The sequence below is a fragment of the Serratia sp. Tan611 genome, from assembly GCF_905188235.1.
GTDB classification, from domain to species: Bacteria; Pseudomonadota; Gammaproteobacteria; order Enterobacterales; family Enterobacteriaceae; genus Serratia_B; species Serratia_B rhizosphaerae.
Window position 1 is genome coordinate 2,754,659 of the sequence record NZ_LR994655.1, and the last position, 12,683, is coordinate 2,767,341.

The window sequence follows — 12,683 nt, forward strand, 5'->3', positions numbered from 1 at the left end:
CCTATGCGTATCATACCGTGATTCGCCCTTTTTCGCCTGCCTGGAATTGACGCTGCGCGGCAATGCCGGCTTTGTAGTATCCTGTCACTCTCTTTTGGCGAGCAGAGAAACCTGATGCACCATGTGATGTTGGATATAGAAACGCTGGATGTGAAGCCAAGCGCGGTCATTCTGGTGGTTGCCGCCGTATTTTTCGATCCCAAAACCGGTCAGTTGGGCGAGGAATTTGAAGCGGCCGTCAGCCCGCAGAAGGAGCAAGACGGCAGGACAATAAGCCTGGACACCGTCGCCTGGTGGGCCAGGCAATCCGATGAGGCGCGTAAATTGGCCTTTGGCGGCAGCGACAGCTTAAAACGCGTGCTGACCAACCTGAGCCGCTTTATTCATATGCACAGCAGCGACACGGTAAAAGTCTGGGGCAACGGCAAAGAGTTTGACTGCGCCATCCTGGAGCACGCCTTCCAGCAACTGACGATGCCCTGCCCGTGGAAGTTTTGGCACACGCAGGATGTCCGCACCCTGGTGACGCTGGCAGAGCTGCACGGCTTTACCCCCAAAAAGGCACGGCCGTTTGAAGGTACGCCACACAGGGCGCTGGACGATGCCAAGCATCAGGCCAGATATGTCGCCGACGTGGTGGCCAACTGCTATTTCCGCCACGATGCCGCACTGCTGCCCTGATCCGGACAGGCGCTGTTCCGCTGCCGGTATCGCGCCTGCCGCTCTCTCTGTATAACAACCTGGCGCACCGCCCTTTCCATTTCACTGCGAAGGCACTACCCTAAGCCACTTTGTCACTTGGATGTGCTATTTTTCATTATGCAAAAATTTCTCCTTCTCCTGCTGAGTCTGGTCTTGCTGGGCCCGTTAGGCATCGACCTCTATCTGCCGGCGATACCGGCCATCGCGCTGGGCCTGAACAGCAGCGAAGCGGTGATCCAATCCACCATTTCGCTGTTTATTCTGGTGCTAGGACTGGGGCAGATCGTCGCCGGGCCGCTGGTCGACAACTACGGACGCAAGCCGGTCGCGCTGGCCGGCATTATCCTGTATATGATCGGCGCCGCCATGGCCGCGCTGGCCAACAGCCCGACGCTGTTTATCGCCTCACGCCTGCTGCAGGGCATCGCGGTATGCTGCACCGCCGTAGTGGCGTTTAGCGGCGTGCGCGACCGTATGAACGGCGACGATGCCGCGCGCGCCTTTGGTTTCCTCAACGGTACGCTGAATATTATCCCGGCGCTGGCGCCGCTGTTGGGCGGATTACTGGCGGAAGCGTTTGGCTGGCGCGCCCCTTTCTGGTTCCTGGTCGGCTACGCGCTGCTGGTCTTCGTGCTGATCGCTCTGCGTCTGCCGGAAACCCGACCGGCAGATACGCGGCCGGTCAAAGGGCTCCCCGTACGCCAGTACGCACAGATCCTGCGTCAGTCACGCTTTCTCTCTTTCGCCGTGGTCAATGCCGGGGCCATGGGCATGGCGCTCACCTACGTGTCGCTGGCGCCTAATGTGCTGATGGGTACCGCTGGCCTGACGCCGCTGCAATTTTCCCTGGCGTTCGGCGCCAACGGTTTCTGGATTATGCTGGTGAGCTTCTTCGCCAACCGGGTGATTCGCAAGGTCGGCCGGCCTTTTTGTCTGGCAACCGGCGGCGTGCTGATGGGGCTGGGATGCCTTGCCCTGCTGTTTGATATCACCTTCCTGACGGCCGATGCGCAAACCCACTGGCTGGCCTATATGCTGCCGGTTGCCATCGGCTGCGCCGGGCTGGCGTTTGTGATGGGCCCGGCCACCAGCTATGCGCTGGAGCCGTATTCCAACGAGGCCGGAGTAGCCTCGGCGCTGGTCGGTTTCGTACAGATGGCCGGCGGCGCTGCGCTGGGACTGCTGGCGATGGCGCTGCCTCTGCAGCCGAAAATGGCGCTGGCGCTGGTGATGGCGGCGGGCTGTTTACTGGCGCTGCACGCCCGGCAGCGCAGTAAACAATTAAAGGGACAGTTAAACCGGATCGGCTGAGCTTATGCGCCGGCTTCCACCGGCACCCGCGGCGTCAATGCCGTCAGCAGCTCGTACCCCAGGGTACCGGCTGCGGCGGCCACGTCATCCACCGGCAAATGCCGCCCCCACAATTCCACCTCAGCACCGATAGCCGCCTGCGGGCACGGCGTCAGATCCACCGCCAGCATATCCATCGATACCGTACCTACGGTGCGCGTCAATACGCCGTCAACCCAGATAGGCGTGCCGCTCTGCGCATGGCGCGGATAACCGTCGGCATAGCCGCAGGCGACAATACCGATCCGCTGTACGGCGCTGGCGGTATAGCGCCAGCCATAGCCGACGCTGTCGCCGGATTTTAGCGTCTGCACCGCGATAATCTCACTGCGCAATGACATCGTCGCCTGTAGCCCCGTCGCGGCAATATCCGCCGAGTTGCCGCTCGGCGATGCGCCGTACAAGATAATGCCCGGCCGCACCCAACTGCCGTGCGTATCCGGATGCCACAGCGTCGCCGCCGAATTGGCCAGACAGCGCGGCAGCGGCAGTTCCGCCGCCGCGCGATCAATGGTCGTCATTTGCTGCGCTACGCCACGCGCATCATCGGCAGTCGCGAAGTGGCTCATCAGCGTCATAGCGCCGATATTGGCGATGCCCTGCGCCCGTTGCCAGACGCTGCGTATCCGCTCGGGCGCAAAGCCCAGCCGGTTCATGCCGCTATTCAGCTTCAGATAAATATTCAGCGGCGCCGCGAGCCGTGCCTCGGCGATCGCCGCCAGCTGCCAGTCGCTGTGTACGGCGGTGGTCAACTGATAACGGTCAATCAGCGCCAGGTCCTGCGGCTGAAAGAACCCCTCCAGCAGCAGGATCGGCCCTTGCCAACCGGATTCACGCAGCAGCACCGCCTCCGCCAGATCCAGTAACGCAAAGCCATCGGTATTCGCCAGGCTGCGCCAGACGTGTTTAATACCGTGGCCATAGGCATTAGCCTTCACCACCGACCAAACTTTCGCAGCGGGCGCATGGCGGCGGATAACCTGTAAATTGTTGTCGAACGCCGCCAGGTGCAGCGTTGCGGTAATTGGGCGGGGCATGGGCTCTCCTTCAGCCGGTTTGACGCCGGCCGCAGTCTGCCGCTGCGGCCGGCGATGAGGATTAACGCGCCGGATGCACGTCGTTCAACGGTGCACGCCGCGAATGGGTCACACCACCGCTGTAACGCGCCACGGAGAGATCGTCAAATGGGATCGCCGGCGTGATGCCGGAGATCAGGTCGGCAAGCAACTGGCCGGAACCGCAGGCCATCGTCCACCCCAGCGTGCCGTGGCCGGTATTGAGGTACAGGTTCTTCAATGAGGTGCGGCCGACAATCGGCGTACCGTCCGGCGTCATCGGCCGCAGTCCGGTCCAGAACGTAGCCTGTTCAACCCGGCCGCCGTTGGGGTACAGATCGCGCACCACCATCTCCAGCGTCTCGCGTCGCTTCTGCTCCAGTTCGGTATTAAAGCCGACGATTTCCGCCATACCGCCAACGCGAATGCGCTGGTCAAAGCGGGTAATAGCGACTTTATAGGTTTCATCCAGCACCGTTGAGTACGGCGCCGCCGTCTCATCGGTAATCGGGATGGTCAGCGAGTAGCCTTTCAGCGGATAAACGGGGATCGCCACCAGCCCGCGCAGCAGCGCGGTCGAATAGGAACCGAAGGCCACCACATAACTGTCCGCCGTCAAAGTCTGCCCGCCGCACTGCACGCCGGTAATTTTATCGCCATCCACCAGCAGGCGATCGACGTGCTGGTCATACAGGAAGGTCACGCCCGCCTGCTCCGCCATTTTGGCCAGGCGCTGGGTAAACAGCTGGCAATCACCGGTTTCATCATTCGGCAGTTGCAGACCGCCGGTCAGCTTGTGCGCCACCTGCGCCAAAGCCGGCTCCGCCGTGGCCAACTGGCTGGACTCCAGCAGTTTGTAAGGCACGCCGGCGTCTTCCAATACCGCAATATCTTTCGCCGCATTCTCAAACTGCTGCTGCGAACGGAACAGTTGCAACGTGCCACGCTGACGCCCTTCGTATTCGATACCGGTGTCCTGACGCAACGCCTTGATGCAGTCGCGGCTGTACTCCGCCAGACGCACCATCCGCCCTTTGTTGGTGGCATAATGGGACGTATTGCAGTTTTTCAGCATCTGCCACATCCAGTTGATCTGAAAGCCGGTGCCGTCCAGGCGGATAGCCAGCGGCGCATGGCGTTGGAACATCCATTTGATGGCCTTCAGAGGCACGCCGGGCGCGGCCCATGGCGCAGCATAACCCGGCGAGATCTGACCGGCGTTGGCGGCGCTGGTTTCCAGCGCCGGCCCTGGCTGACGATCAACCACCGTCACTTCATGCCCGGCTTTCGCCAGATACCAGGCGCTGGCTACGCCAACCACTCCACTACCTAAAATCAAAACTCGCATCACTGACTCCAGCCCGAGGTTTAACAAAGCATAATCTTCTGTTGACGGCAAATTAACTCAGTAGAAAAAACCATCCAACAAATTAGTTTTTAATCGTGACAGATTTCACAATTAATTTATCGTTCAAGCCGCTTCCTTTTGCAATAGGCGGATTTAAATAGCGATAACCTGCGGTGAAAGCCGGTTTCTGGAGAGAATAGCGCCCCCTCATGCAATCAATGACTGCATTGAAGTCACTAAAAATCGCCCTCATGTGCAACAGGTTGTTAACAGAATATAAAATCAACCCTGCCATACAAAACAAAATATTAATCTACAAAACACGCAAAACATCAACATATCCTGCGAGGCCACATCGGCGGCAAAACAGCAGAAAAAACTCACCCGCTATCCGCTCCTCCCGTTAAGTTCAGACAGGACGTTGAATTTTTAGGCTTTATAACCCCCTCGCCCCGTTCTTTTTTGAGCTACGATTGATTAAGGGCCGCCGTAATGAGCCTGGCCCGTACAAAACGAGGGTGCGCTGATGACAACTTCAACACATGATCAAATTATGGATGAAAAACGTCTGAGCGATGGACCAGACTGGACGTTTGAGTTGCTGCAGGTCTATCTGGAGCAGATTGACCGCGTCGCCAAACATTACAAACTGGATACCTATCCGCACCAAATTGAGGTCATCACCTCTGAGCAGATGATGGATGCGTATTCCAGCGTCGGGATGCCGATTAACTATACGCACTGGTCATTCGGTAAAAAATTTATCGAAACCGAACAGCTCTACAAACATGGGCAGCAGGGGCTGGCCTATGAGATCGTCATCAACTCCAATCCTTGTATTGCTTACCTGATGGAAGAGAACACCATCACCATGCAGGCGCTGGTGATGGCGCACGCCTGCTACGGGCACAACTCATTCTTCAAGAACAACTACCTGTTTCGCAGCTGGACCGACGCCAGTTCGATCGTCGATTACCTACTGTTCGCCCGCCATTACATCAGCGAATGTGAAGAGCGCTACGGCGTAGAAGAGGTAGAGAAACTGTTGGATTCCTGCCACGCGCTGATGAACTACGGCGTGGACCGCTATAAACGTCCGCAAAAAATTTCACTGCAGGAAGAGAAAGCGCGTCAGAAGAGCCGGGAGGAGTATCTGCAAAGCCAGGTGAACTCGCTGTGGAAAACGCTGCCACGCGTCGAACGCGAAGACGCGCCGGAGCAAGAACGTCGTTACCCCAGCGAGCCGCAGGAAAATATTCTCTACTTTATGGAAAAAAACGCCCCGCTGCTGGAGCCGTGGCAACGGGAAATCCTGCGCATTGTGCGCAAGGTCAGCCAGTATTTCTACCCGCAAAAGCAGACGCAGGTGATGAACGAAGGCTGGGCCACCTTCTGGCATTACACCATACTCAACCATCTGTATGACGAGGGCCGCGTCAGCGAGCGCTTTATGCTGGAGTTCCTGCACAGCCACACCAACGTGGTGTATCAGCCGCCTTACAACAGCCCCTATTACAACGGCATTAACCCGTATGCGCTGGGCTTCGCCATGTTCCAGGATATCAAGCGCATCTGTCAGTCGCCAACGGAAGAAGATCGCTACTGGTTCCCGGATTTTGCCGGCAAAGACTGGCTGGAAACGCTGCATTTCGCCATGCGCGACTTTAAGGACGAAAGCTTTATCAGCCAGTTCCTGTCGCCGAAACTGATGCGCGACTTCCGCCTGTTCACCGTGCTGGATGACGACCGCAACAACTATCTGGAGATTTCGGCCATCCACAATGAGGCGGGATATCGGGCGATTCGCCAAGAGCTGTCGGCACAGTACAACCTGAGCAATCACGAACCCAACATCCAGGTCTGGAACGTTGATCTGCGCGGCGATCGTTCATTGACGCTACGCTATGTGCCGCAGGAACGCGCGCCGCTGGATAAAAGCCGCCGCGAGGTGATGAAACATGTGTACCGGCTGTGGGGGTTCGACGTGATTCTGGAACAGCAAAACGAAGACGGCAGCGTCGAACTGCTGGAACGCTGCCCTCCGCGCCCCAGCGCGCTGTAACACGCAGCAAAAAGGGCGCATGATGCGCCCTTGTTTTTTACCAACGCGACGCCGCCGTTAACGGCGCGCTTCGGTCAGATCGCTCGGCATGGTACCTTGCATGCTTTGCCAGATCGCGCCGCTCTCCTTGCCATAATTACGCACGGTATCCATCACCTGGTCGTACATTTTCTCATGGCACAGCATCGACAGCTTACTGTAGAACGAACGCGCCAGCTTGCGCGCTTCCGGGTTGGAGAAGTAGTAACGGCCAACGCGGGTATACAGCCCTTTCAGACCGTTGAAAATCAGCCCGTAAATCGGGTTGCCGGACACGAAGGCCAAACCGCGGAAAATTTCATAATCCAGCGTATTGAACGCCTCGGCCTGATCTTCAACCTCCGACGCCTTCGCCAGGACGGCCTGCGCTTCCTCAGGGTGGTTACGCACCGCAGAGCGGATAAAGATAGAGGCAATATTGGTGCGCACCGACAATAAATTATCGATCAACTGCGGGACGCTGTTATGATCGAGGCGCGCCAGCGTTTCCAGAATGTTGAGGCCGGATGTTTCCCAAAAGTTATTCACTTTGGTCGGCTTGCCGTGCTGAATCGTCAGCCAGCCATCTCGCGCCAAACGCTGTAAAACCTCGCGTAACGTGGTGCGCGTGACACCTATCAGTTCAGATAGCTCACGCTCCGCGGGCAAAATAGAGCCAGGAGGGAAGCGATTATTCCAAATACTTTCAATAATGTACTCTTCCGCAAAACCGGCTGGACTCTGTGCCTTAATGACCATGTGTTTGACGTTCCGTTGCAACGATATCAGTAATAGTAGTCCGCTGATCATACCAGATCATGCTGGTATGACATAGTGCGAGCGGGAAACTATAAACGAAAGTGTGCATAACCTGGCAAAAAACAGCCGAAAACGGCGAAACCCATGAATTTTAGGTTGAAATTTCTGCCGCAGTTGCATCGCAACCGCCGGCGTTGGTAGGGTAGCAACAATTTTTCTTCAAGGTAGTAAGACATATATGGAAATGACAACACGCAGCGCCGTTGTGAAAAATTTTCTCGGCCAATCCCCTGACTGGTATAAATTAACCATCCTGATATTTTTGGTTATCAATCCGCTGGTCTTTTTCCTGATAAGCCCCTTCGCTGCCGGCTGGCTGCTGGTCGCGGAATTCATCTTCACCCTGGCGATGGCGCTCAAGTGCTACCCGCTACAGCCCGGCGGCCTGCTGGCGCTGGAGGCGGTAGCTATCGGCATGACCAGCCCGGCGCACGTCGGTGAAGAGATCGCCAACAATATTGAAGTGCTGCTGCTGCTGATCTTTATGGTGGCCGGCATCTACTTTATGAAACAGCTGCTGCTGTTCGTATTTACCAAGCTGCTGCTGAACATCCGCTCCAAAATGCTGCTGTCGCTGGCGTTCTGTCTGGCTGCGGCGGTGCTCTCGGCGTTTCTTGACGCCCTGACGGTCGTCGCCGTGGTAATCAGCGTCGCCAGCGGTTTTTATTCTATCTACCACAATGTCGCCTCCAACCAGCCGGAAGATGCGCATAACGTGAACGACGACAGCGGCATCGACGGCGATGACCGCAAACAGACGCTGGAACAGTTCCGCGCCTTTCTGCGCAGCCTGCTGATGCACGCTGGCGTCGGCACCGCGCTCGGTGGCGTGATGACCATGGTCGGCGAACCGCAGAACCTGATTATCGCCAAAAGCGCCGGCTGGGGCTTTATTGATTTCTTCCTGCGTATGGCGCCGGTTACCCTGCCGGTCTTTGTATGCGGCCTGGTGGTGTGTCTGCTGGTGGAGCGCTTTGGCGTTTTCGGCTATGGTGCGCAACTGCCTGAGCGCGTGCGCGAAGTATTGACCGAGTTTGACCGCCAGGCCAGCGCCAAGCGCAACCGCCAGGAAAAAGTCAAACTGGTGGTGCAGGCGCTGATCGGCATCTGGCTGGTGGCGGCGTTGGCTCTACATCTGGCGGAGGTCGGTCTGATTGGCCTGTCGGTCATTATTCTCGCCACCTCACTGTGCGGCGTAACCGACGAACATGCCATCGGCAAGGCCTTCCAGGAAGCCCTGCCGTTCACCGCCCTGCTGACGGTATTTTTCACCGTGGTGGCCGTAATCATCGAACAGCATCTGTTTAGCCCGGTTATCGCGTTTGTGCTGCAGGCCGAGCCGTCGGCGCAGCTGATGCTGTTCTACGTGTTTAACGGCTTGCTGTCGGCGGTTTCCGATAACGTCTTTGTCGGCACGGTCTATATCAACGAAGCCAAAGCCGCCCTCACCAGCGGCGCCATCTCGCTGAAGCAGTTTGAAATGCTGGCGGTGGCGATCAACACCGGCACCAACCTGCCTTCGGTCGCTACGCCAAACGGACAGGCGGCGTTTCTGTTTCTGCTGACCTCGGCGATCGCCCCGCTGGTGCGCCTTTCCTATGGACGTATGGTCTGGATGGCACTGCCATATACCATCGTTCTGGCGCTGGTCGGGCTGCTGTGCGTTGAGTTTACCCTGGCGCCCGTGACCGACCTGCTGACGCAGTGGCACTGGCTCACGCTGCCGCATCTGGAGGCTGCGGGGCACTGATTCAGCCCCCGTGACGTTGCCAGCCATACTTTGTTACCTCGAAAAGGGTCTTTGATGGCTGGCAACACGGTTGAATTGTGGTTTACACTGCCGGTTCAATTGCTTACTGCATGGAAGACTCAAAATATGTTGCGATTCTTTAAGCGCTGCTCACAAGGACGCCGCGCCTGGCTGTTGATGGCTATCACCGCGCTGGCGCTGGAACTGACTGCGCTCTATTTCCAGCACGTTATGCTGCTGCAACCTTGTGTGATGTGTATTTATGAGCGCTGCGCGCTGTTTGGCATTCTGGGCGCCTCTCTGTTAGGGGCAATGGCACCGAAAACGCCACTGCGCTACGCCGCCATCCTGCTGTGGATCTACAGCGCCTGGGAAGGGCTGCAGCTGGCGTGGAAGCACACCATGATTATGCTACACCCTTCACCGTTCAATACCTGCGACTTTTTCGTCAGTTTCCCTTCCTGGCTGCCGCTGGACAAGTGGATGCCGGCCGTATTTCATGCCTCCGGCGACTGTTCGGTGCGCCAATGGCAGTTCCTGACGCTGGAAATGCCGCAGTGGCTGGTCGGCATCTTCGCCGCCTACCTGCTGGTCGCCGCGATCGTGCTGCTCAGCCAGGTAGTGCGTTCACGTCAGTAAAGCTGACGCAGAGTAAAACGTATCGGTATCAATCTGAAAGGCGCCTGACGGCGCCTTTTTTCGTATCAATACAGCACGTTTTAGCGTAATTTTTCTGATTATGCGCCATTCATTACCCATCAGTCGGAAAACTCTAAATTGCAGCAAAAAGCGTGAAACAATTATTGTTGAATGCCAGAATACCATGATGATCAACCTGAGCTCCGACGATGCTCACACCGTCAATAGGTTAACCAAGTGAATAAAAACAACTTTCCCTGTCATGTTACGCTCAGTCATAATGCTATGGTTGCTTCCGAAAATGTGCCGTCAGTCACGTCAGCTCGCATGACGTTCGGCTATAGCGAGATGCCACGTCACCATGTAGGCTCTCACTGTGAATAGCGATAATCTTAAAAATTCATGGCAAAAACAGTATATGTTAATCAAAATTCAGGTTGGCAAGGAAATATGAAGATAAGCAAGTCAATTTATATCAAGATGTCAATCTATCTGATGGCATTGAGAAGCCCGTTGATCATTGTCAGCATGGCATTATATATGCTCACACGCAAGGAGATGCTGCAGCGCTCAATTTTAAAGCTGGTCCCATTTATTCTCTTTCTGTTGGCTGCAGATATCTACTCCATTATCATGGGTAATGAATTTGGCAACATAATCGGCCAGACCAGGGATATTTTCCTGGCGATTGTGGTTGCCGTATTTCTTCTCGCCAGCAGTGACATCAGCGAGAACAACAGAACACTGATATACCGCACTTTAAAATACTGTTTTGTTTATGTCGCCATTGCCAAGATATTTATTATCGTTCTTTCCGTTGTTGCAGGCATCAGCGTTAACGATATTATCTCTTGGTTACGTGACACATGGAATATACAGATGATGTCGCTGGGCGTTGAGGATACGGTCCTTGCCCGTCTGCAAATCCCGTTGGATTCCGCAGTGCCATTCTTTTTATACTTTGTCACCCGTGAGCTGATTCATAACGAAGACAATAAGTTAAAGACATCGATCACCTTTGTGCTCTTAATGATATCCATGATCCTGACACTGTCGCGTGCCTTTTGGGCTGAGACATTGTTCATGGTATTTGCTGCCATTTTCATTGAAGCCAAGGCCTCTAAAATATTTAAAATCAGCATAATTACAGCAATTATCCTGTCATTTATTATTATATTCACGCCAGTCGGGGATATGCTGTTCAAAGTTATCGAAACGCGCTTCGGTAATAACACCAACAACTCGGTATCAGACTCCTACCGTGAATGGCAAAATAGATCTCTCTATAACTCATTTATGGAAATGCCTATTTTCGGCCATGGTATCGGTTACTACATTCCGAACGCCCTGCGTTCAGAAACCACGAAGTACCTTTATGAAAGCCAGACGCTATCAATGTTGATGTCCCTCGGCATCATTGGCTGCGCCGGCCTGCTACTGCTGATCGCCTTCACCTGCCTGAAGGCCGTATCCAAAGAAAGCAGCGGCACCTTCACATTTATTATGCCACTCATCTTCTTGGCAATGTGGCTGTTTTCCGGTTCGGTTAACCCACTGCTATTCGGCGCATCGGGGGGATCTATTTTGTTTATGACGGCTAAATTCCATACGCTATATAAACGCGGCGATTCATAACTCATTGAAACATGGGCGCACTGCGCCCATGTTTTATTTAGGAAAAATCCTAACAGAAAAATAACATCAAGCAATCTAACAAGAAATACCACCCCCTCGTCCAGTCTTCTGTCTCTTTGCGTATTTGCTGCCTGGATTTCCTCACCCCATCTGCTATACCTAAAATTTTTAGCAATGGCGGGAAAATGTTATGAGGTTACCTCTAGTACTTAATTCATTCTACCGACTGATGGCACAAAACATGCCTGAACCGGTTAAACCTACGCTACGAGGATGGTATAACGCATTTAATAAAGTACTGACTTACGGCTATAAAAATAGAGACATCTTTACTGCTCTCGATTTTGAAATAAATTCGCAGTGTAACCTCAAATGCAGCTACTGCCCTACCTCATTTAATGGTGGGCGCGGGGTTAATTATATGCCAGAGGATGTTTTCAAAAAGGCAATTGATGATCTGTCGTCAATAAATTATAAAGGGCGAATTTCACCCCACTTCTTTGGCGAACCGTTGCTGGATCAACGACTACCTGAGCTGATGGCCTATGCACGGAAAAAACTGCCGAATGCCGAAATTATTATCCACACCAACGGATTATTGTTAGATAAAGAACTATACGACAAGTGCATGCAGGCCGGCGTCAGCGGTTTTTTGGTGACTAAACACACGAAGAACCTGCCGAAGAAGTTAACCAACATGGTGGATAGCAACTATGTCAAACACGGGGAAATCAAGATTCGATCGCTCGACGGGTTGACGTTGTTTAACCGAGGTGGCACGGTTAAACCCAAAAAAGAGCGGAAAATGAAGCATTGCCATTATGTCTCGGATGAAATTTCCATTACCTATACCGGCGAAGTGGTTTGCACCAACGATTACCACATTACGCACAGCTTCGGTAACGTAAAAGAGCAGAGCCTGCTGGATATCTGGCACAGCGATGATTTTCGCCGGCTGCGCAAAGAAGTGCGACAAGGAAAATTCACGCTGCCAATGTGTAGAAAATGCGCGCTTAATGAGACCTAGTCTTATGCTCTCACCGTATTGCAGGCTCCCCTGTAATGCGGTGAATACGGTCGTCTGCTGCGCAAACAATGAGGTATAACTTTATTTATTATATGTTTCCCTGGTAAAAACGTTTGCATTTATCTCATCGGATAGGGCCACGAATGTTCCAGACCCGAGAGCGACAGACCAAGCGTTAGCGCAAAATAGGCAACCAATGCCGCAAACATCACGATAGCTATTTTTTCCAGCAGATTAAGACGTTTATCATCAGCCATACTTCACTTCTCCTTGTAACT

The 12,683-nt window shown here is 54.3% G+C and carries 11 protein-coding genes; 7 read left to right on the plus strand and 4 right to left on the minus strand.

The genetic code is table 11. The features are described 5' to 3' along the window. Positions 1-114: 114 nt before the first annotated feature. Both TAN611_RS12995 and TAN611_RS13000 read left to right on the plus strand, forming a co-directional pair. Positions 115-681 carry a 3'-5' exonuclease gene (locus TAN611_RS12995; protein ID WP_203066543.1) on the plus strand — a complete coding sequence of 189 codons (567 nt, stop codon included), beginning with the start codon at positions 115-117 and terminating at the stop codon, positions 679-681. 138 nt (positions 682-819) lie between these two features. Further along, positions 820-2,013, plus strand: a complete 1,194-nt coding sequence (locus TAN611_RS13000; RefSeq protein ID WP_160030893.1) for a multidrug effflux MFS transporter — start codon at positions 820-822, stop codon at positions 2,011-2,013. A gap of 2 nt (positions 2,014-2,015) precedes the next feature. Here TAN611_RS13000 and dadX read toward each other — a convergent pair whose 3' ends face one another. Further along, positions 2,016-3,089 (minus strand): catabolic alanine racemase DadX, encoded by a 1,074-nt coding sequence (gene dadX / locus TAN611_RS13005; protein ID WP_187044596.1) that lies wholly within the window; start codon positions 3,087-3,089, stop codon positions 2,016-2,018. A gap of 61 nt (positions 3,090-3,150) precedes the next feature. Then, a complete protein-coding gene (locus tag TAN611_RS13010; RefSeq protein WP_105231375.1) occupies positions 3,151-4,455 on the minus strand; it encodes a D-amino acid dehydrogenase in 1,305 nt (434 codons plus the stop codon). Positions 4,456-4,981: 526 nt separating this feature from the next. Between TAN611_RS13010 and TAN611_RS13015 the strand changes: the two genes are divergently transcribed. Further along, positions 4,982-6,517, plus strand: coding sequence for a SpoVR family protein (locus TAN611_RS13015; protein ID WP_105231376.1), 1,536 nt, complete (start codon positions 4,982-4,984; stop codon positions 6,515-6,517). Between the two features lie 57 nt (positions 6,518-6,574). Here the strand turns inward: TAN611_RS13015 and fadR are convergent, their stop codons facing one another. Beyond that, positions 6,575-7,294, minus strand: coding sequence for a fatty acid metabolism transcriptional regulator FadR (gene fadR / locus TAN611_RS13020; protein WP_105231377.1), 720 nt, complete (start codon positions 7,292-7,294; stop codon positions 6,575-6,577). A gap of 238 nt (positions 7,295-7,532) precedes the next feature. Between fadR and nhaB the strand changes: the two genes are divergently transcribed. From nhaB to TAN611_RS13040, 4 genes are all read left to right on the plus strand, one after another. Continuing rightward, on the plus strand, positions 7,533-9,104 hold the full coding sequence (gene nhaB, locus TAN611_RS13025) for a sodium/proton antiporter NhaB (RefSeq protein ID WP_105231378.1): 1,572 nt from the start codon (positions 7,533-7,535) through the stop codon (positions 9,102-9,104). Between the two features lie 126 nt (positions 9,105-9,230). Continuing rightward, positions 9,231-9,743, plus strand: a complete 513-nt coding sequence (gene dsbB, locus TAN611_RS13030; RefSeq protein WP_187044594.1) for a disulfide bond formation protein DsbB — start codon at positions 9,231-9,233, stop codon at positions 9,741-9,743. A gap of 402 nt (positions 9,744-10,145) precedes the next feature. Continuing rightward, positions 10,146-11,378 (plus strand): O-antigen ligase, encoded by a 1,233-nt coding sequence (locus TAN611_RS13035; RefSeq protein ID WP_238404467.1) that lies wholly within the window; start codon positions 10,146-10,148, stop codon positions 11,376-11,378. Between the two features lie 241 nt (positions 11,379-11,619). Continuing rightward, positions 11,620-12,405, plus strand: a complete 786-nt coding sequence (locus TAN611_RS13040) for a radical SAM/SPASM domain-containing protein (protein ID WP_238404468.1) — start codon at positions 11,620-11,622, stop codon at positions 12,403-12,405. A gap of 119 nt (positions 12,406-12,524) precedes the next feature. Here TAN611_RS13040 and TAN611_RS13045 read toward each other — a convergent pair whose 3' ends face one another. After that, the gene (locus tag TAN611_RS13045; RefSeq protein ID WP_203066545.1) at positions 12,525-12,662 is read right to left on the minus strand and encodes a hypothetical protein; all 138 of its coding nucleotides are present in this window, start codon (positions 12,660-12,662) and stop codon (positions 12,525-12,527) included. Positions 12,663-12,683 lie beyond the last annotated feature (21 nt).

Coding starts and splice junctions, on each gene's coding strand:
- TAN611_RS13000 (WP_160030893.1), top strand. CDS start 820: ATGCAAAAATTTCTCCTTCTCCTGCTGAGTCTGGTCTTGCTGGGCCCG.
- TAN611_RS13040 (WP_238404468.1), top strand. CDS start 11,620: ATGCCTGAACCGGTTAAACCTACGCTACGAGGATGGTATAACGCATTT.
- TAN611_RS12995 (WP_203066543.1), top strand. CDS start 115: ATGCACCATGTGATGTTGGATATAGAAACGCTGGATGTGAAGCCAAGC.
- dsbB (WP_187044594.1), top strand. CDS start 9,231: ATGTTGCGATTCTTTAAGCGCTGCTCACAAGGACGCCGCGCCTGGCTG.
- nhaB (WP_105231378.1), top strand. CDS start 7,533: ATGGAAATGACAACACGCAGCGCCGTTGTGAAAAATTTTCTCGGCCAA.
- TAN611_RS13035 (WP_238404467.1), top strand. CDS start 10,146: ATGGCAAAAACAGTATATGTTAATCAAAATTCAGGTTGGCAAGGAAAT.
- fadR (WP_105231377.1), bottom strand. CDS start 7,294: ATGGTCATTAAGGCACAGAGTCCAGCCGGTTTTGCGGAAGAGTACATT.
- TAN611_RS13010 (WP_105231375.1), bottom strand. CDS start 4,455: ATGCGAGTTTTGATTTTAGGTAGTGGAGTGGTTGGCGTAGCCAGCGCC.
- TAN611_RS13015 (WP_105231376.1), top strand. CDS start 4,982: ATGACAACTTCAACACATGATCAAATTATGGATGAAAAACGTCTGAGC.
- TAN611_RS13045 (WP_203066545.1), bottom strand. CDS start 12,662: ATGGCTGATGATAAACGTCTTAATCTGCTGGAAAAAATAGCTATCGTG.
- dadX (WP_187044596.1), bottom strand. CDS start 3,089: ATGCCCCGCCCAATTACCGCAACGCTGCACCTGGCGGCGTTCGACAAC.